This window comes from Dactylosporangium sp. CA-092794 (assembly GCF_050948465.1).
In the GTDB taxonomy this organism is placed as follows: domain Bacteria; phylum Actinomycetota; class Actinomycetes; order Mycobacteriales; family Micromonosporaceae; genus Dactylosporangium.
Genome location: NZ_CP192044.1, coordinates 10,538,927 through 10,558,303, shown reverse-complemented (window position 1 = coordinate 10,558,303; position 19,377 = coordinate 10,538,927). Strand labels below are relative to the sequence as shown.

The 19,377-nt window shown below is 71.7% G+C and carries 15 protein-coding genes; 12 read left to right on the top strand and 3 right to left on the bottom strand.

The genetic code is table 11. The features are described from left to right. The first annotated feature begins 92 nt into the window (after nt 1-92). Nucleotides 93-785 carry a lysophospholipid acyltransferase family protein gene (locus ACQPXD_RS45495; RefSeq protein ID WP_432829537.1) on the top strand — a complete coding sequence of 231 codons (693 nt, stop codon included), beginning with the start codon at nt 93-95 and terminating at the stop codon, nt 783-785. On the opposite strand, the gene ACQPXD_RS45490 is transcribed toward ACQPXD_RS45495, so the two are convergent. Further along, on the bottom strand, nt 751-4,302 hold the full coding sequence (locus tag ACQPXD_RS45490) for an adenylate/guanylate cyclase domain-containing protein (RefSeq protein WP_432829536.1): 3,552 nt from the start codon (nt 4,300-4,302) through the stop codon (nt 751-753). The two genes, ACQPXD_RS45495 and ACQPXD_RS45490, sit on opposite strands and share 35 nt — an antisense overlap. A gap of 123 nt (nt 4,303-4,425) precedes the next feature. Then, complete coding sequence (locus tag ACQPXD_RS45485) at nt 4,426-5,118, bottom strand: Crp/Fnr family transcriptional regulator (protein WP_432829534.1); 693 nt, start codon at nt 5,116-5,118, stop codon at nt 4,426-4,428. A gap of 303 nt (nt 5,119-5,421) precedes the next feature. On the opposite strand from ACQPXD_RS45485, the gene ACQPXD_RS45480 reads away from it, so the two are divergent. From ACQPXD_RS45480 to ACQPXD_RS45435, 10 genes are all read left to right on the top strand, one after another. Next, entirely contained in the window at nt 5,422-6,306 is an 885-nt protein-coding gene (locus tag ACQPXD_RS45480; protein ID WP_432829532.1) for a phosphotransferase enzyme family protein, read from the top strand. Between the two features lie 33 nt (nt 6,307-6,339). Then, nucleotides 6,340-6,834, top strand: coding sequence for a polyadenylate-specific 3'-exoribonuclease AS (locus ACQPXD_RS45475; RefSeq protein ID WP_432829530.1), 495 nt, complete (start codon nt 6,340-6,342; stop codon nt 6,832-6,834). Between the two features lie 36 nt (nt 6,835-6,870). Next, nucleotides 6,871-7,506: a MerR family transcriptional regulator gene (locus ACQPXD_RS45470; RefSeq protein WP_432829528.1), complete on the top strand. Its 636-nt coding sequence runs from the start codon at nt 6,871-6,873 to the stop codon at nt 7,504-7,506. Nucleotides 7,507-7,630: 124 nt separating this feature from the next. Beyond that, nucleotides 7,631-8,659 (top strand): 6-phosphofructokinase, encoded by a 1,029-nt coding sequence (locus ACQPXD_RS45465; RefSeq protein ID WP_432829526.1) that lies wholly within the window; start codon nt 7,631-7,633, stop codon nt 8,657-8,659. A gap of 68 nt (nt 8,660-8,727) precedes the next feature. Beyond that, nucleotides 8,728-9,531 (top strand): pyrroline-5-carboxylate reductase, encoded by an 804-nt coding sequence (proC, locus tag ACQPXD_RS45460; RefSeq protein ID WP_432829524.1) that lies wholly within the window; start codon nt 8,728-8,730, stop codon nt 9,529-9,531. A gap of 21 nt (nt 9,532-9,552) precedes the next feature. Then, a complete protein-coding gene (locus ACQPXD_RS45455; protein ID WP_432829522.1) occupies nt 9,553-10,053 on the top strand; it encodes a DUF2199 domain-containing protein in 501 nt (166 codons plus the stop codon). A 375-nt stretch (nt 10,054-10,428) separates the two neighbouring features. Next, on the top strand, nt 10,429-11,517 hold the full coding sequence (locus ACQPXD_RS45450; protein ID WP_432829520.1) for an FHA domain-containing protein: 1,089 nt from the start codon (nt 10,429-10,431) through the stop codon (nt 11,515-11,517). Between the two features lie 1,175 nt (nt 11,518-12,692). Then, a complete protein-coding gene (gene tuf, locus ACQPXD_RS45445; protein WP_432829518.1) occupies nt 12,693-13,880 on the top strand; it encodes an elongation factor Tu in 1,188 nt (395 codons plus the stop codon). Between the two features lie 77 nt (nt 13,881-13,957). Further along, a complete protein-coding gene (locus tag ACQPXD_RS45440; protein WP_432829516.1) occupies nt 13,958-14,458 on the top strand; it encodes a DsbA family protein in 501 nt (166 codons plus the stop codon). Nucleotides 14,459-14,639: 181 nt separating this feature from the next. Next, nucleotides 14,640-15,626, top strand: coding sequence for an acyltransferase family protein (locus ACQPXD_RS45435; RefSeq protein WP_432829514.1), 987 nt, complete (start codon nt 14,640-14,642; stop codon nt 15,624-15,626). Between the two features lie 465 nt (nt 15,627-16,091). On the opposite strand, the gene ACQPXD_RS45430 is transcribed toward ACQPXD_RS45435, so the two are convergent. Then, complete coding sequence (locus ACQPXD_RS45430) at nt 16,092-17,450, bottom strand: IS110 family transposase (RefSeq protein ID WP_432824405.1); 1,359 nt, start codon at nt 17,448-17,450, stop codon at nt 16,092-16,094. Nucleotides 17,451-18,536: 1,086 nt separating this feature from the next. Here ACQPXD_RS45430 and ACQPXD_RS45425 point away from each other — a divergent pair. Next, nucleotides 18,537-19,373 carry a hypothetical protein gene (locus tag ACQPXD_RS45425; protein WP_432829512.1) on the top strand — a complete coding sequence of 279 codons (837 nt, stop codon included), beginning with the start codon at nt 18,537-18,539 and terminating at the stop codon, nt 19,371-19,373. The last annotated feature ends 4 nt before the right edge of the window (nt 19,374-19,377 follow it).

Below are 19,377 nucleotides of genomic sequence, written 5' to 3'. Positions count from 1 at the left end.
CGTTCCGGGAGTGCGTTGTGGTGTGCCGTACTGGTTCGTACGCTCTTTGCGACGGTCATCACCGATTGTCGCGCGATCCCGAAAGGCAGGCCGTGCTCTACTGGCTCCTCAAGTACATCCTCCTCGGACCATGGCTGAGGCTGGTGTTCCGCCCGAAGGTGGAGGGGCGGGAGTACGTGCCTGACCACGGACCGGTGATCATCGCCAGCAACCACCTCTCGTTCGCCGACTCGATCTTCATGCCGCTCATGGTCAAGCGTCGCGTCACGTTCCCGGCCAAGGCGGAGTATTTCACCGGCAAGGGGATCAAGGGCTGGCTCAAGAAGATGTTCTTCGCCGGCACCGGCCAGGTGCCCATCGACCGCTCCGGTGGCAAGGCGGCCCGGGCGGCGCTGGAGGTGGGCCTGAAGATCCTGCGCGAGGGCGGCATCTTCGGCATCTACCCGGAGGGCACCCGCTCACCCGACGGGCGCCTCTACCGCGGCAAGACCGGCGTGGCCCGGCTCGCCCTGGAGTCCGGTGCGCCGGTGGTACCCGTGGCGATGATGAACATGGACAAAGTCCAACCGATCGGGCAGAAGCTACCGAATCTCAAACGGGTGCACATCAAGTTCGGCCCGCCGCTCGACTTCTCCCGCTATGCCGGAATGGCCGGGGATCGGTTCATCGAGCGGGCGGTCACCGACGAGATCATGTACGAGCTGATGACCCTCTCCGGCCGCGAGTACATCGACATGTACGCGCAGAAGGTCAAGAACGCCCGTCAGGAGCCGGTGGCGGCGTGAGGCCGGCCAGTTCGAGCAGGCGGGGGGTGCCCGCCTGCTCGGCGAAGGCGATCAGCTCCGAGCGCCAGGGCTCGATGCGCTCGTCGGCGCCCTGGCCGAGCGCCTGCACGGCCCAGGCCACCGACAGGATGCGGGCCGAGTTGTTCGGGATCTCGCCGTAGATCTCGGCCGCGGCCAGGTGCATGTCGGCGGCCCGCGCGTAGTCGCCGTCGACGAACGCGATCGCCCCGGTGATCGTGCGCAGCGCCGCCTCCACCCAGGGGGTGGGGTGCGGCACGTCGGCGAGCATGTCGCGGATCGCCATCATCGCCACCCGGCCCGAGCGCACCGCCGCGTGCGCGGTCGCGTCGATCCACTCGCCGCTGGCGATCGCCCGGACCTCGCGCCAGGTCTTGGCCAGCTCGACGATGAGCGCCTCGGCGTCGCGGTCGCGGCCCTGCAGGGCCCGGCACAGGGCGCCGTGGCCCAGCACCACCCACTGCAGCCGGTAGAAGCCGCTGCGCCGGCCGGCCGCGACCATCTCCTCGATCCCGTCGTCGCCGCAGTCCTCGCCGCGCAGGATGCGGATCCAGGCCTGCACGCCGCGCACCTGCAGGTCCCACTCGGAGCCGGGCTCGGCCATCGCCGCCTCGGCCGCGACCAGGTACGCCCGCCAGTCGCCGGTGAAGTACGCGGACTGGGCCACGTCGGAGTAGCCCGTGGCGAGCGTGTGGCTGCCGGGCACCGCATTGCGGCTGTCGTCCAGCAGCGCCGCCGCGGCGGTCCAGTCGCCGTCCTCCAGCAGGGCCCACGACACGTTGCGCAGGGCCCGGTGCTCCGACAGCAGCCGCCGCTCCCGGCTCACCTCCAGCGCCGACTGCAGCTCCACCAGCCCGGAGCGGTCGCCGGCCTGGAACAGCGCGGTGCCGATCGTGATCCGCGCGCCGGTGGCCACCTCGACCAGGCCCAGCCGGTCGGCGATCTCCGCCGCCGCGCTGGCCGCCGCGACCGCGGGCTCCACCTCGAAGTTCAGCATGTGCAGGCGGCCCAGTTCGGCATACGCGTCGGCCTTCTGCGGCCCGTCGGGCAGCTCGTCGAACAGCTCCACCGCCCGGTCCAGGCAGTTGAGCGCGTCGAGGCGGTCGGCCCGCAGCCACGCCGCCTGGCCGCGCACGGTCCAGGCCCGCGCCGCCCCGGCCTGGTCGCCGGCCGCGTAGAGCCGCTCGGCCAGCCCGACCAGGCGGTCGGCACCGCCCGTACCAAGGAAGGATTCGGGATTGGCGTAGAACGCGATCTCCGTGGACAGCTGCTCGACGCGCAGCCGCTCGAGCGGGTCGGTGCCCTCGTCGCACAGGGCCTGGGCCTTGCCCGCGTGGGCGGCCGCGGCCTCCAGGGCGTGCAGCGCGTAGGCGCGGCGGGCCGCGCGGTGCATCGCGTCGCGGGCCGGCACGCCGTAGCGGGTGGAGTCCAGGCCCAGCGACCGGGCGATCTCGTAGGCGGTGAACCGGTGGTTGGCCACCACCTCGGCCAGGTCGGTGTCCCGGTCGGCGGCCACGCCGTCGAGCCACTCGGCGGTCAGCTCGTGCCGGGCCACCCGCTCGGTGCGCGGCAGCCGCTGGTAGCACACGTCCCGGACCAGGACGTGGCCGAAGCGGTACTCCGTCTGGCCCTCCATCGTGGAGGCGGCCTGCTCGTGGATGAGGTCGCGCTGCTCCAGCCGGCGCAGGGAGCGCTCGATGCCGTCCGCGGGCCGGCTCATCGCCGCGGCGACCGCGCCGGGCCAGAAGTTCATGCCGACCACGGCGGCGGCCTGCAGTACCGCTCGATCGGCCGCATCCAGCAGGTCGACCCGGTTGGCGATGACCGCGTGCACGCTGTCGGGCATCGGCAGCTTGCGCCCCAGCGCATCGGTGGCCCGCAGGTTGCCCTGCTCGGCGAGCATGCGCGTGTATTCCAGCGCGTAGAGCGGGTTGCCGTCGGCGAGCTCGACCAGCGAGCTCAGCGACTGGGAGGGGAACGCGGCGGCGCCGAGCAGGTGGGCGTACATCGTCGCGATCTCGGTGTCGCGCAGCGGCGGCAGCGTGATCGACACCGCGCCGGCGACCGCCCCGGCCCAGCTCGGGTTGCGCTCCAGCAGCTCCGGGCGGGCCGTGCACAGCAGCAGCAGCGGCACGTCGCGCACGGAGGCGCCCAGCCGCTCCACGAACCGCACCATCGACTCGTCGGCCCAGTGCAGGTCCTCGAAGACCAGCACGGTGGGGCGGTGCGCGGCCAGCGCCACGACGAAGCGCCGCCACGCCGACTCGGTCTCGTCCGGGGCCAGCTTCGGCCCGGGCAGGCCCACCAGCGGGCTGAGCGCCTCGGCGAGCCGCTCCGCCTCCGACGGCCCGACGAACGCGGCCAGCGCCGTGTCGAGCCGCTCCCGGGTGGTCTCCGCGCTGTCGGTGTCCAGGATGCCGGCCTGCGCCTTGACGATGTCGGCGAGCGCGGCGTAGGTGACGTTCTCCCCGAACGGCGGGCACCGCCCGGTGCGCCAGGCCACCGGCGCGTCGAAGAGCCGCTCGGCGTGCAGGAACAGCTCGTGCACCAGCCGGCTCTTGCCGATGCCCGCGTGCCCGAGCACGGTCACCAGCTGCGGCGTGCGCTCGCGCAGGCCCCGGTGCAGCGCGTTGACCAGGAGGCTCAGCTCGTGGGTGCGGTTGACCAGCGGCGTCGAGCCCGCCTCGCGGTCCGGGTGGTTGCGCCGCAGCGGGGCGAGCGCGAGCCACACCTCGGTCGGCGTCGAGCGCCCGCGCAGCGTCGCCGGCGGCTGGGCCTCGTAGCGGATCGAGGACTTGGTCAGCGTGTACGTCGTGCCGCACACCAGCACCCCGCCGGGCGGCGCCAGCGACTGCAGCCGGGAGGCGGTGTTGACCACGTCGCCGGCCACGATCGCCTGGCCGCCGTCGCGGGCCGCGGCCACGTCGACGAGCGCCTCGCCGGTCGCCACGCCGACGCGGAAGCGCAGCTCGCGCTCGCCCTCGCCGGTGCTGGCATACCGCGCGAGCACCCGCTGCAGCTCCAGGCCCGCCCGCACGCAGCGCACCGCGTCGGTCTCGGTGGCCACCGGCGCGCCGAAGAGCGCCATCACCGCGTCGCCGATGTACTTCTCCACGACCCCGCCGTACTGCCCGATCACCTCGCGCGCGGTGGAGAAGAAGCTCTTCTGCAGCTCGCGGACCAGCTCGGGGTCGGCGCGTTCCACATAGGGCGTGAAGTCGATGAGGTCCACGAACAGGACGCTGATGCGCCGCCGGTCCTCGCTGCGCGCCGCCGGGATGGACGACACCGGGGCCCGCTCGACGCGGGTCAGCTTGCGCGCGGCGGCAGAGTCGGCCCGCGGTGTGCCACAACCGGTGCAGAACGCGGCGTCGGGCGCCAGCGTGCGCCCACAGACCGGGCACGGTGGGCTGAGCTCGGCGCCGCAACCGCCGCAGAACCGGTCACCCTCGCCCGCCTGACGGCCGCAGCGTGCGCACTGACTGGAAATCGCCGACACTCCCTTGCCCTGTGAGAACTCATCCTCACACGGCAGCGCCCGGACCGGCCAGGTGTCCGAAATGGCACCCCGGACCCCGGCCGTCCAGTCTCTTTTTTCTGTCCGAAAGGTTTAAGAGAACCTTTAGCGATCGATCATGCCCGCCCGGCGGCGCAGCGCGCTCAGGTCGGTCACCACGATCCGCCGGCCCTCGGTGCGCAGCCAGCCGCGGCTGGCGAACGATCCGATCGCCTGGTTGACGCTCTGCCGCGAGCCGCCGGCCATCTCGGCGAGCTGGCTCTGGTTGAGCTCGATGGTGACCATCGGCGCGTTGGTCTCGCCGGCCAGGCGGACCAGCGTCTTGGCGACCCGTCCGGGCAGGTCGAGGAAGACGTGGTCGGCGTTCTGCTCGGTGAGCCGCCGGATCAGCAGGCCCAGCGAGCGCATGACCGCGTCGAGGATCCGTGGGTTGGCGTGGACCAGCTCGATGAAGGCGTGCCGGGACAGCGCCAGCGCCTGACAGTCCTCGATGGCCTCGGCCGAGGCCGACCGGGCCGCGCCGTCGAGCAGCGAGACTTCGCCGAGCACGTCGGGCGGGCGTACGACGGAGAGGACCGCGCGTTCGCCGGTGGGTGCGGTCCGGAACACCATCACCGCACCGCGCTTGAGCACGATGAGCGACTCACCCGGATCGTTTTCGACGAACAGCAGCTGGCCTTTGCGGTATGTCCGTGGTACCGCCGCCTGGATGACCCGCTGCCGAACGTCGGGCTCCAGACCACTGAACATGTCCACACCGGTCAGTGCGTCGCCGGGATCTGGCAGTCGACCCTCCACGGTCAAACCCCTCCCGGTTCAGCGTTGATCGGACTGTTGATCACGGTATGTGATCACAAAGACAGTAGGGAACTTCTACCAGATCATGACTTGCGTGTCGGAGTCTGTACATCCCCCGCATCGGCTCACCGACAGCGCCGCTGGAGAGTACGCAGGCAGGCTAATGCCACCACGCAAACCGCCGGGGGGCGGGGGGCATGGACGGGTGCGGCCGGGCCGCGGGTGGTGCGAGCACCCGCGGTCCGGCCGCGAGTTCATCGATTCGCCTGCTGCCACGCGCAGTGACCGCGCATAATGCCGTGCGTGGCAGCCCCCGCCGCCGAGCAGGTGCACACGACGCTGCGCCGAAGCTGGCAGTGCACCCCCGGCCCGTGCGTCGCGCTGGGCCGCGGCGCCTGGCAGGTCGAGATCGACGGCGGCCAGTTCGTGATCAAGTGGGTGGCCGCGCCCGGCCGATCCCGCTTCGAGGCCGGCCTGCAGGCGGCCCAGCACGTCGATGCCGCCGGCATGGGCGCCGGCGCCCCGGTCCGCGCCGCCGACGGGGCCCTGACCGTGGTCGAGGGCGACGGCGTGGTGGCCCTGCTCCGCCTGGTCCCCGGCCGGCCGCTGCGGGCGGACGACCCGCTGGACCGGCAGTGGTGGGGCGACACGCTCGGCGCCGTCCATCGCGCGCTGCGCCGGTTCGCCCATCCGGCCCTCGGCGGGTTCGATCCGGCGGTGGTACGCCGGGAAGGCCCGCACCTCGGCCTCGAACCCTGGCTGCGCCCGGCGGTGCTCGACACCGCCGCCGCGGTGCGCCGGATCATGGTCACCGACCAGCTCACCTACGGCGTCCTGCACGGCGACCCGCGCGCCGCGAACTTCCGCCTCGACCCGTCCACCGGCAAGGTCGGCCTGGTCGGCTGGGCCGTCGCCGGCACCGGCCCGCTGCTGTCCGACCTGGCGGCGGCGGTGCTGGCCGCGGGCGGCCCGGCCCCGGCCGGCGGCCTGGTCGACGCCTACCTGCGCGCCTCCGTGGTCCCGCCCGACGAGTGCGACGCGGTGCTGCCCGCGCTGCTCTGCCTGCACACGGCGCTGGCCGCGGCGCGGGCGGCGGGCCGCATCTATGACGACGGCGGTACCCCGCGCGACCACGCCGAGCTGACCCGGCTCGCGGCCCTCTACGCGGAGCTGTCCGCCTCGCTGTGATCACCGCGCCCGGCATGGGGCAGGATGGACCCGGTGGCGGCATATCGGTACTTCTACGACTGCGAGTTCATCGAGGACGGCCGGCTGATCGACCTCGTCTCGATCGGCGTGGTCGACGAGCACGGCCGCGAGTATTACGCGGTGTCGACGGAGTTCGACGACTCGCGCGCGGTCTCCTGGGTGCGCCGCAACGTCCTGGACAAGCTGCCGTCCCCGGCCGACAAGGCGTGGCGCTCGCGCGAGCGGATCCGCGCCGAGCTGCTGGACTTCCTGACCGAGCCGCTGCGCGCGGGGGAGGCGGACGAGCTGGAGCTGTGGGCCTGGTACGCCGCCTACGACCACGTGGCGCTGGCCCAGCTGTGGGGCTCGATGCCGGCCCTGCCGCGCGAGATCCCCCGCTTCACCAAGGACCTGCGCCAGCTCTGGGACGACGCCGGCCGCCCGCCGCTGCCGGTGGCCGAGGGCCGCCACGACGCCCTGGTCGACGCCCGGCACAACCTGGCCCGCTGGCGCGTCATGCACGGGTGATGGATAGCGGATAGCCTCGCTGCCTACTATTGGGGCATGCGTATCGCGGAGCTGAGCCAGCAGACCGGCGTCCCCGTGCCGACGATCAAGTACTACCTGCGCGAGGGACTTCTCCCGGCCGGCGAACTGACCCGTCCAAATCAGGCGAACTATGACGATCGTCACGTTCAGCGGCTGCGGCTCGTGCGGGTGCTGCTCGACATCGGCCGCCTGCCGATCGCTACGATCCGTCAACTGCTGGCCGCCCTCGACGAGCCCGACCCGGACGTGCACACCGTGCTCGGCCGGGCCCTGCCCTCGGCGGCCGGCGGCAAGGACTCCATCGACCCCGAACGTGTGAGCGCCGCCCGTGTGCGGATCGACAAACTCGCCGCCGAGCGCGGCTGGCTGGTGGGGCGCAACGCGCCGGCCCGGCAGGCCGCGGCCGAGGTGCTCGCCGCGTTTGAGCTGGTCGGGGCCGACGCCTCGGCGCTGCTGGTGCGGTATGCCGACGTCGCCGAGGACATCGCCCGGTTTGATCTGAGCTTCGTCGGGCAGGCGAGCGACGCCGAGGGAATGCTGTACTCCGCCGTGGTCGGCTCCATCCTCGGCGACTCGCTGCTGGCCGCGCTGCGCCGCATGACGCAGGAACACGAGTCGGCGAAGAAGTTCGGGATCCGCGGGGACGACTGATGGCCGCCGGGCCGGAGCGACTACAGTGCGCTGTGAATCGGCAGCGTCGCCATGAGCGGGTACCTCCGGCTCGACCGCGCCCGTCCGCGCGCTCGGGCAGGCAACCAGGAAGGCAAGATCAAGCATGCGTATCGGCGTACTGACCGGGGGCGGCGACTGCCCCGGCCTCAACGCGGTCATCCGTGCCGTGGTCCGCAAGGGGATCTCGACCTACGGACACGAGTTCGTGGGCTTCCGTGACGGTTGGCGCGGTCCCCTCGAGGGCATCACCCGTGAGCTGGGCATCGCCCAGGTTCGCGGCATCCTGCCGCGCGGCGGCACCATCCTCGGCTCGTCGCGCACCAACCCGTTCAAGATCGAGGGTGGCGTCGAGAAGATCAAGTCGAACCTCGCCGAGATGGGCGTCGACGCGCTCGTCGCGATCGGCGGCGAGGACACCCTCGGCGTCGCCAGCAAGCTGACCGACCTCGGCGTCAACGTCGTCGGCGTGCCGAAGACGATCGACAACGACCTCGGCGCGACCGACTACACGTTCGGCTTCGACACCGCCGTGAACATCGCCATGGAGGCGATCGACCGGCTGCACACCACGGCCGAATCGCACCACCGCACCCTCGTCGTGGAGGTCATGGGCCGCCACGCGGGCTGGATCGCCCTGCACGCCGGCCTCGCCGGCGGCGCCAACGTGATCCTGCTGCCGGAGCGGCAGTTCGACGTCGACCAGGTCGCCGGCTACGTCGAGAAGCGGTTCCAGACGCAGTACAGCCCGATCGTCGTCGTCGCCGAGGGCGCCCAGCCGCTCGACGGCCAGATGGTCCTGCACAACCAGGCGCTCGACGCCTTCGGCCACGTCCGCCTCGGCGGCATCGGCCAGTGGCTCGCCGAGCAGCTGGAGGCGAAGACCGGCAAGGAGGCCCGCACCGTCGTGCTCGGCCACATCCAGCGCGGTGGCACGCCGACCGCGTTCGACCGGGTCCTGGCCACCCGCTTCGGCCTGCACGCGATCGACGCCGTCCACGAGGGCGACTTCGGCAAGATGGTGGCGCTCAAGTCGACCGACATCGTGCGCGTCCCGCTCGCCGACGCCACCCGCGAGCTCAAGACGGTCCCGGTCGAGCGGTACACCGAGGCCGAGGTCTTCTTCGGCTCCTGATCGTCGCTTTGATCTGGTACGCCCGGGGTCGCGGCTCGCCGGCCCCGGGCCTTCGAGAGGGTCAGCAGTTGCGCATCATCGCGGTCTTCGGCGCCGGCAAGCTCGGCGAGGTCCTGCTCTCCGGCCTGCTGCGGGCCGGCTGGCCGGCCGGGCGGCTCATCGCCACCGTGCGGCGGGCGGAGCGGGCCAAGGAGCTCACCGAGCGATACGGCATCCGGGTCGTCGACAACGAGACGGCGCTGCAGGAGGCCGACGTCATCACGGTCGCGGTGAAGCCGCAGGACGCGGGCTCCCTGCTGGCCGACATCGGCCCCAAGATGCCCGACGGCAAGATCGTCGTGTCGATGTGCGCCGGCCTGCCCACCGCCTTCTTCGCCCGGCACCTGCCCGAGGGCACGCCCGTGGTGCGGGTCATGACCAACACGCCGGCGCTCGTCGACGAGGCGATGACCGCGATCTCGGCCGGCGCCCACGCCACCGCCGAGCACCTCGCGGTGGCCGAGGAGATGTTCCGCCCGCTGGGCCGCACGATCCGCGTGCCCGAGTCGCAGCAGGACGCGGTGACCGCGCTGTCGGGCTCCGGCCCGGCGTACTTCTACTTCCTGGTCGAGGCGATGACCGACGCCGGCATCCTGCTCGGCCTGCCCCGGCAGGTGGCGCACGACCTCATCGTGCAGACCGCGATCGGCTCGGCGGTCATGCTGCGCGAGTCCGGCGAGCACCCGGTCAAGCTGCGGGAGGCGGTCACCTCGCCGGCCGGCACCACCGCCAGCGCCATCCGCGAGCTGGAGAAGCACGGCGTGCGCGCCGCGTTGCTGGACGCCCTGGAGGCCGCCCGCGACCGCGCCCGGGAGCTCGCCACGCCGAGCTGACCGGGGGACTACCATGCCGCGGTGACTGTTGTCTGTGAGTGCTGCGGCACGGAGCTCGGCGACGTCCCGACCGTGTGGGCGTTCTCCGAACCCGACTACTGGGGCGCGCCGGAGGCCGGCGGCGACTCGTTCCTCGAGGACGAGTTGTGCTGCATCGACGCGCCCGAGCTCGACGAGCTGCACTTCTTCATCCGGGGCCTGATCGAGATCCCGGTGCATGGCGGCGACGAGCACCTGACGTACAACGTCTGGGTCAGCCTGAGCCCGGCGAACTTCGAGCGCGCGGTCGAGCGGTGGGACGACCCCGCGCGCGTCGAGGAGAAGCCCTACTTCGGCTGGCTGTCCAACAACATTCCGGGGTACCCCGACACGATCCAGCTCAAGACCCGGGTGCATACTCGGGAACCGGGCCGTCGGCCACTGGTCGAGCTGGAGCCCACCGACCACCCGCTCTCGGTCGAGCAGCGCGACGGCATCGACGCGCATCGCCTCGCCGAGGTCGCCAAGGTCTGCGGCGGGTGAAGCCGCGTTCATTCAGGCATTCATGGTTGTTGACCTCTACTGTGAAGATCTACGTTATTACCACCAGTTAGCTGATGTGTACCCACGACGTATCCGGCAACCCCCCGTGCCTTCGTCGTGGGGCCCGCGCCCGGCGGCTTCCCCAGCCTCCCCCCGAGGTTCGCCCAGAGCGCGGCGTGAAGCCCGCCGTCGACCGCAGAGGTGGTCGGCGGCGGCTTTGCTCCCTCTCGCCGGCTTCCGGTCCCGGCTTTTCGCCTGCGGCTTCCGGTCTTGGGTCTGGATCTGGTCCGGTGATGGCGCCGGCGTTGCGGTCGCGACCTGCGCGCCGACGTGGCTGGGGCGTGACACGGCGGGCGGTTGAGGCAGAATGTTCCGGTGCGATTCGAAACGAGCCGAGCCCTTGACGCGATCGAGCGCCGCCTCACGGTCGACCCGCTCGCCGCGGGCGGCGTCATCGACCTGGTGGAGGCGGCCCGCAGCGTCGACCTCGACGGCGGCCGCCCGGCCGCGCTCCTGCGCCTCGGCCAGTTCATCGACGCGCTGAGCCGCCAGCTCGGCGACGGCAACACGGGCCTCTACGCGATCACCGAGCGCGGCTCGATGTCTGATACTGACTTCACCTCCAACGAGCGCATGGTGCTGCGCCGCTGGTCCGACGACAGCCTGATCGAGATGCTGCCGCCCGGCGCCCGGGTCAACGCCCGCGTGCGCGAGGTCGCCCACCTCACCGGCGTGCCCATCATCAGCCGCTCGCCCCTGCCCGGCCACCCCGGCCCGGTGTATCTCACGGTGGGCGCCCCCGGCGGCATGGAGCTGACCCTCGCCCCGTCGGCCGGCCCGACCCCGCGCCCGCACCCGGTGCTGGCCAGGTATTGGCGCTGCCCCGCCTCGGACTGCCCAACCTTGGGCCGCCCACCGGCCAACGGCGCCGGCCAGCCCCCACCGGCCCTGCCCAGCGGCGCCCCCATCTGCCCCCGCCACGGCGACCGCCTGCTCGACGCCGGCCCCCGCCCACCGGCGATGACCCTGGCGGTGCGCATCAACGGCAACGTCCGCTCGCGCTTCCCGGTCACCGCCCTCCGCCCGGTCGTCCTGGGCCGCGCCCCCGAAGACCCCAACGGCATCACCATCGGCAACTGGCTCGACGACGAGTCCAGCCGCCGCGTGAGCCGCAACCACCTCCGCTTCGAACTGCGCGACGGCATGCTCCTGGTCACCGACGTGAGCACCAACGGCGCCGCCATCCTCAACCGCACCGGCCCGTCGGCCCCGCTCCGCGAGATCGACCTGAACCGCGGCGAGCCCAAGGCCATGGGCGAGTGGGACGAGGTCGAGATCTACCCGGAAATCACCGTCGGCCGCGCCGACCGCCCCCCAGCCGACAAGCCCACCGGCGCCGCCCCCAGCTCCGTAATGGCCGACGCCCCCACCATCGCCCTCCGCCTCCCCCAACCTCCTCGCTAACCCCGGCCCCTCCCACCCCGTCTCCGTCCCTCCGTCTCCGTCTCCGTCCCCCGTCCCCGCCCCTCCGCTCCCGTCCCTCTGTCCCAGCCACCAGCGGCCCCGTCCCGCGCCATCCACGCCCCGGCGTCCCCGTTCCCCGCTGCCCGCATCCCTCCGCAGCCCATGCGCACGCCACCAGCGGCCCGCTGCCGGCGGCCCTTTCCACGGCCCATGCTCACGCCGCCAGCGGCCCCGTTCCCCGCTCAGGCCCGCTGCCTGCGTCCCCTCCCGCGACCCATGCGGCCGGCGGCCCTGTTCCCCAGCGGCTTAGGGCCCGCTGCTCGGTGGCTCATTCCCGAAGTCCGCAGGCCGTAGCTGCCGATGGCTCATTCCCGGGCCGCGTGGCCCTCTTTCCCCGCGCATCGGCCCCGCCGCGCTTCCCAGCTCATCAGCTCGACGACCCTAGGGCCAATTTGCCCGGATAAGTCCGGCGCTGGCGCGCCGGACTTATCCGACTTATACCCCGTCAGGCGAAATCCCAGCACAATCAGCTCTCACCCCCGCAATGCTCAGCATCGCACCGCGCCCCGCCATGCCGACACCGCCATAAGTCTCCGTGATCCGCACGCCCCCGCATCGACACCACCGCTTTCCCATGATCGCGGAGACTTAAGGTACCTATAGGTACATTTAGGCTCCACGATCACGAAAAAAGCGCGTAACGCACGGCGGCGCACGCATGATCGCGGAGACTTAATGACCACAGCCCCACCCACTCGCCGAACAAAAGCCCATTTACACCCCGTCAGGGTATAAATCCGATAAATCCGGACACGAAGTGTCTGGATTTATCGGCAGCACATCCAACCAGCACATACCCCCACGGGGTATGTGTCGAACGCCACAGGTAAATGCGTTGCCGGACGTAAAGGGGCGAGCTACGTTTTCGGCGTGATCGTGACGACCGCCCTTGTGGAGCACGGCCTGGTGGCCGGCTCGGCGGTCGCCTGGGCGCCTTCAGCGCTAGACGCGGCGCTAGAGGCCGGCCTGCGACGCTGACCCTCCTCCCGCAGCATCCTGCGGAACCGACGGAGGAGGGTGAGCCGGCCGAGCCGGACGCCCGTCTGTCAACCAAGACCGAGGCCCGGCTCGCCCCAGGGTTCTGCGCAAACCACAAATCCACTGTGGAGTGTCAGATGGCCAAGCAGGCGTTCACGAGGACCAAGCCTCATCTCAACATCGGCACGATGGGTCACGTCGACCACGGCAAGACGACCCTGACCGCCGCCATCACCAAGGTGCTCGCGGAGCGGTACCCGACGGTCAACCGGTACACCTCGTTCGAGGGAATCGACCGGGCGCCCGAGGAGATCCTCCGGGGCATCACCATCAACATCGCGCACGTCGAGTACGAGACGGCGACGCGGCACTACGCGCACGTCGACATGCCCGGGCACGCGGACTACGTCAAGAACATGATCACCGGAGCGGCACAGGTGGACGGGGCGATCCTCGTCGTCAGCGCCGTCGACGGGGTCATGCCCCAGACGCGCGAGCACGTGCTGCTGGCGCGGCGGATCGGCGTGCCGTACCTCGTCGTGGCCATGAACAAGGCCGACGCGGTCGACGACACCGAACTGCTCGACCTGGTCGAGCTCGAGGTGCGGGAGCTGCTGAGCGAGTACGGATTCCCCGGCGACGACATTCCCGTCGTGCGGGTCTCCGCGCTCAAGGCCCTCGCCGGCGAGCCCGAGTGGGTGCAGTCGGTCGCGGACCTGCTCGACGCCGTCGACGACTACGTGCCGCTGCCCGAGCGGGTGACCGGCGAGCCGTTCCTCATGCCCATCGAGAGCGTGCTCACCATCACCGGGCGGGGCACCGTCGTCACCGGGTCGGTCGAGCGCGGCGCGCTGGTGCTCAACACCCCCGTCGAGGTGGTCGGGCTGGGCCCCACCCAGTCCAGCGTGGTCACCGGGATGGAGATGTTCGGCAAGCAGCTCGACGCGGCCCAGGCCGGCGACAACGCGGCGCTGCTGCTGCGCGGCGTCCGGCGGGGCGAGGTGCAGCGGGGCCAGGTGGTCGCGCTGCCCGGCTCGGTCGCGCCGCACCGGCGGTTCAAGGCCCACGTCTACGCGCTCACCACGAAGGAGGGCGGCCGGCACACGCCGTTCTTCGCCAACTACCGGCCCCAGTTCTACTTCCGTACCACGGACGTGATGGGCTCGGTGGACCTCGGCGACGTCACGATGGTGATGCCCGGCGACACGGTCGACCTGACCGTCGAGCTCGGCAAGCCGATCGCGATGGACGTCGGCCTCGGCTTCGCCATCCGCGAGGGCGGCAAGACCGTCGGCGCCGGCACGGTGACCGAGCTGCTCGACTAGATCGTGCGGCCCCTTAGGGGAAATCCCCGAGGGGCCGCACGCGCGTCAGACGGTACCAAATGGGCAACATGCGGGGCATGTTGCAACTCCGCAGCGACGACCACGTGCAAGGCTCGCCCGGCGCGCCGCTCACTCTCGTGGAGTACGCCGACTACGCCGACCCGGCGGCCGCCCAGGCGTTCGGCGTCGTCGAGCGCCTCCAACTGCACTTCGGCGACCGGCTCCGCTTCGCCTTCCGGCACTTCCCGCTCGTCGACGCGCACCCCCGCGCCATGCCGGCGGCGCTGCTGGCCGAGGCGGCCGCCGACGCCGGAGCGTTCTGGAGCATGCACGCGCTGCTGCTCAGCCACACCGACCGCCTCGAGGACACCGACCTGGCCCGCTACGCCGAGCAGTTCGGCCTGCCCGACGCGGGCGGCACGCGCGCCCACCACGAACGGGTGGAGCGGGACATGGACAGCGGCCAGGCCGCGGGCGTGCGGGACACGCCGGCCTTCTTCGTCAACGGCGAACGGCACGAGGGCGCCTACGACTTCGACGCGCTCGGCGTCGCGCTGGGGCGCGCGCTCGGCGGGTGAGCAACGGGTGAACCCTTTCGATTGCCCACTCGGTTACGGTTCGCGCGCCCTAGGATCTTTGAGAAGAAACACAGCCAATTTTGAGGCGAAGAGCGGTTGCCCCTAAGGGTCTCAGGGCAACCTGTAGGGGATGCGGAACCGGTACGTAGACCTCCTGCGAGCCGTTGCGATCCTCCGCGTGGTGACGTACCACACGCTCGGGTTCGCATGGCTGACCGTCGTCTTCCCGGCTATGGGGCTCATGTTCGCGCTCGGTGGCTCGCTCATGGCCGCCTCGCTCGACCGCTCCGGCCCCAAGGCGATCGGCCGCCGCATCCGGCGAATCGTCATCCCCTTCTGGGTCCTGGGCGCGTTCGCCGTGGCGCTGATGTCACTGTGGGGCGGCATGGAGCACAGCTGGCGCACGCTGCTGTGGTTCATCCCCCTGGACGACCCGCCGACGACCGAGCGCGGCGGGTTCTGGTTCAGCCAGGTGTGGTACATCCGCTCGTACCTGTGGTTCATCATCGCCTCGCCGGCCCTGCTGTGGCTGTTCCGCCGCTGGCCGATCCCGAGCCTGCTGGTGCCGTTCACCGCACTCGTCGTGCTCTGGGAAACCGGCCACGGCACCGGCGGCACGGTCCGCGACTTCTTCATGTACGCCCCGGCCTGGATGCTCGGCTTCGCCCACCACGACGGCACCCTGCAGCGCATCTCCAAGAAGGTGCTCTGGCCGCTGTGCCTGGCCATGGGCGGCCTCGGCCTGACCATCCTCTACCACACCCCCGGCCCCCGCGGCTTCGACCTGAACGACGCCCCGGTCGCCGACACCCTGTGGTCGACCGCCTTCCTGCTGATCATGCTCAACGCCGCCCCCGCCGCCCTGTCCCTCGGCGTCGCCGAACCCGTGGTCGAGGCCATCAACCGCCGCGCCCTGACCATCTACCTGTGGCACGAGGCGGCCATCACCTTCGTGCGCATGGTCGGCGTGTGGTTCGGCATCACACTCGTGGGCGGGTACCACGACTTCGTCCAGCTGGGCCTGGTCGCCGTCCTGGTCGTGCTCGCGGTGCTAGGCCTGGGCTGGGTGGAGGACCTGGCCGCCCGCCGCCGCCCCCAGCTGATCCCGATGCCCACCCGCCGCCCCGCCCCCGTGCCGGCCGAGCAGCCCCAGCCCGTGCCAGCCTAAAAAGATCAAACGATGGACTCCGGCCCGTGCAACGCACGACCGTTGCTCCCGTCAGACACCGGGCCGGGGCCCAGCTTCGCTGGCCCTGGCCCTGCCAGCCCCGCGGTGCCAAGACCAAAACCCACGCGCCGACCCCACCGGCCAGAGGCCGAGCGACAAGAACCCTCCGCGATCATGCCGCACCCCCACCCAAACCAAGCGTTTCTCATGATCGCGGAGACATAAGGTACCTATAGGTACATAGAACTTCCGTGATCATGAGAAACTCGCCCCCCCACCCCCAAGACCCGCATGATCGCGGAGACATCCTGCACCCCACCCGCCCCGGCAAGCACAGCCGCTCAGCCACGCCGCCCGGCAGCATCACGACTGACCGGAAAATGACCTCAACCACTGCGGGCCTGGGCGTGTGGGATCGGCCCGGGATCCTCTCGGGGGTCCGGGCGGTGGGTGTTCGGTTTCGAGCTAGGCGGCGGGTTGCAGGGTGACGGTGTGGCCGAGGGCTTCGAGTTGGCGGATGAGGTTGCGGATCTTGCGGTCGGTGTTGACGCGGGTGGTGTGGTAGTCGGGGCCGAGGTCGTGGTAGCGGGCGGTGGGGTCGGCCAGGAGGTGCCAGACGATGACGAGGATGGAGCGGGCGACGGCGACGAGGGCTCGGCGTTTGCCGCGGCGTTTGACGATGCGGCGGTAGCGTTCGCCGAGGAAGGTGTGGGTTTTGGCGGCTGCGGCGGCGGCTTCGCCGAGGAGTCCTTTGAGGTAGGGGTTGCCTTTGCCGGTCCGGCCTGTGGTGTGGGTGGCCCCGGACTGGATGGTGCGGGGACACAGTTTGCTCCACGAGGCCAGGTGGCCGGGGGTGGGGAAGCGGGTCATGTCCAGGCCGATCTCGGCCAGGATGATCTGCGCCCCGCGGGGGCCGATGCCGGGGATCTCGACCAGCCGGTCCAGGGCACCCAGCCCGGCAGGGGCGGCCTGGCCGGGGCTGCCCGCGGGACTGTCGTGGCTGTCGTGGCTGTCGGGGCTGGCCGGGGTCGGGATCGCGGCGATCAGTTCCTCGATCCGGGTGGTGAGGGTTTCGATCTGCCGGTCGAGTGCGTCGATCTGGTCGAGCAGGATCCGGGCCAGCTCGCCGTGGTGGTCGTCGAACCGGCCGGTCAGCGCCTCGATCAGGGCGGCGTGCCGGGCCTTCATCTTGCCCCGGGCCAGCCCGGCCAAGGTCTGCGGGTCGCGTTCACCGGCGATCAGCGCCTCGAACATGTCCCGGGTCGACAGCGTGTCCAGTCTGCTGGCCACCGACGACACCTTGATCAGCGCGTCTTCGAGGAGCTTTTCCAGGCGCTGCCAGTGCCGGGTCCGTTCCTGGGTCAGGTCGATCCGCATCCGGGTGTAGTCCCGCAACACCCGGATCTCGCCGGGCGGCACGAACGAGGGCCGCAACAGCCCCTTCTCGGTCAGCTTGGCCAGCCACACCGCATCCAGCTTGTCGGTCTTGGGCCGGCCCGGCACGTTCTTCACGTCCCGGGCGTTGACCAGCTGCACGTCCAGCCCGGCCGCTTCCAGCAGATAGCACCAGATCCGCCAGTAGTCCGACGTCGACTCGACGGTCACCTTCTCAATCCCCGACCCCACCAGCTGGCCGGCGAGCTCGGCGACCGCCCGGGTGGTGGCCGGCACGTCCCACACCCGGCTGACCCGCCGGCCCGCTACGCCCGGGCCCGGCAGCCGGGTACACACCTTCCCGAACTCTTTGGCCACATCGATCGCGCAGACCCGCTCCACGAGCTGCTCGTACTCCTGATCGGCAATCTCTTCGGGCTCGTCGATCACCGCGGCCAGTCCTCCATCACCAGTACCGAGGGCAACAATGGCGGGCCGCCCGGGGGCCACGGTCGGGAACCGAAATGCTGACCGGCGTGCTCAAGGCAACAGTGCGTGACCCTTCAGGGTCGGGCCCCGACGTCAAACTTATCGACGGGCTCCTACGTCCCAGGTAACGGACCGACGTCAGCGGGCAACCCGGCACCATCCTCCCGCGGGCCCACCTACCAGACCGGCGACGGCGCGCAACCCGCCCCCGTTTTCACGCCTGCGCGGCGTCACCCGAAGGGACAGGAAAACTTAACGGATTTTTCTCCCGGCGGGGCATAAGTCCGAAAAGTCGCGGCGCGAAGCGCCCGACTTTTCGCTCCACAGCCAGCCCACCAGCCGGCGCCGGGCCGAAGGGGTGAGCCGGAGCCGCTCGGGCCGACAGCGCCGCCTTCGCCGGGGCCCTCGGCGGCCCGACGCCAGCGGCAGGCCTGCGGGCCGACGCCCGGCCAGGGCGCGTGACCCCGCCGAGCGGGCCCGGGCCCGCGGAGCCTGGCCAGAGCCCAGCGAACGCGCCGCGGTCGAGAGCGCCCGGTGAGGGGAGTGCCCGGCTGCGTTCGGCGGCGAGCGCGCTGGCCAGGGCCCGTGCCCCGCCGACCGCGCCCGGGCTCGCGGAGCCTGGCCTGAGCCCGGCGGACGCGCCGCAGCCAAGCGCGCAGGCCGATGCGCGCAGGCTCGCGGAGCCTAGGGCGAGCCCAGCGGACGCGCCGCGGCCAAGCGCGCACGGCGATGCTCGCGGGCTCGCGGAGCCTGGCCTGAGCCCGGCGGACGCGACGCGGTCAAGCGCGCCTGCCCAGGGCCCGTGACTGCGGCGAACGCGCGCGGGTTCGCGGAGCCTGGGCCAAGCCCGGCGAACGCGACGCGGTCAAGCGCGCAGGCCGAGCGGTCTGGCAGCGAAGCGCGGCCAGTGGCCGCGCAGCGGCCATGGGGGGTCCGGGGTGGGAACCCCCCGGCGCGCCCGAGCGAAGCGAGCGCCAAGCTAGGAAACTGCGACACGCCGACACTGGTCTTTGCTGGAAGTTGCTGGAAACGGCTACCGTGCCGAATGTGTCCGAATCGATCTCGGCCCAGGGCGAGGCGGCGGCCCGCGGTGAGCGGATCGAGCTGCTCGAACGCCGGATCGATCGGCTGCGCGCCGACCTGCGCCGTGCGGCCACCACCGGCGACCGGACACAGGCCCGGGAGCTGCGCGCGGAACTGCGCCGGGTCGAGCACGCCTGGGACGCGGCGCTGGCGGAGCTGGAGGAGCGGGCACCGGCCGTACCCCGGCAGCATCAAGCACCGCCGATCCTCTCCATCCGCGAACAGGTGCACCACGCGCTGACGCTGCTGACCGTGCCGGCCGCGCCGAAGCTCATCATCGCCGTCCACGACGCCTTCTTCCCCGGCGAACTGGTCGCGGCCAGGCTCACCAGCCTGCGCCGCGACGAGGAGCGCTCGTTCAAGGTCGCCCCGTACGGGCGGCCGTACTACCTCTGCCCGGCGCTGACCGCCGACCTGCTCTCCCCGGCGCGCGGGCTGCTGGCCATCTCCACCTGGCCGCTGCACACCCGCGTGGTCGGGCCGCTCAGCGCCCGGGTCGACTTCCTCATCGGCGCGATCAACGTGGCCCAGCGGGTGGCGCAGCTGCCCGACGACGCGCACGACGCGCGCCGGCTGCTGTGGCGCTTCGCCGCCGGCATCCCGGGCGCCACGGCGGCCGGCGGCGGTGGCGGCGCCGACCCCGAGACCGTGGCCGGCCAGGCCCGGGCCGAGCTCGACGTGCACGCCGAGGCCGACGCCGCGGACCGCGCCGCGGCGGCGGCCCGTGCCGACGAGCGGCTCGACGGCGCCGAGGTGCTCTTCGGCGCCCGGCTCCAGCGACTTCGCAGTACCGCGAACTGAGAAG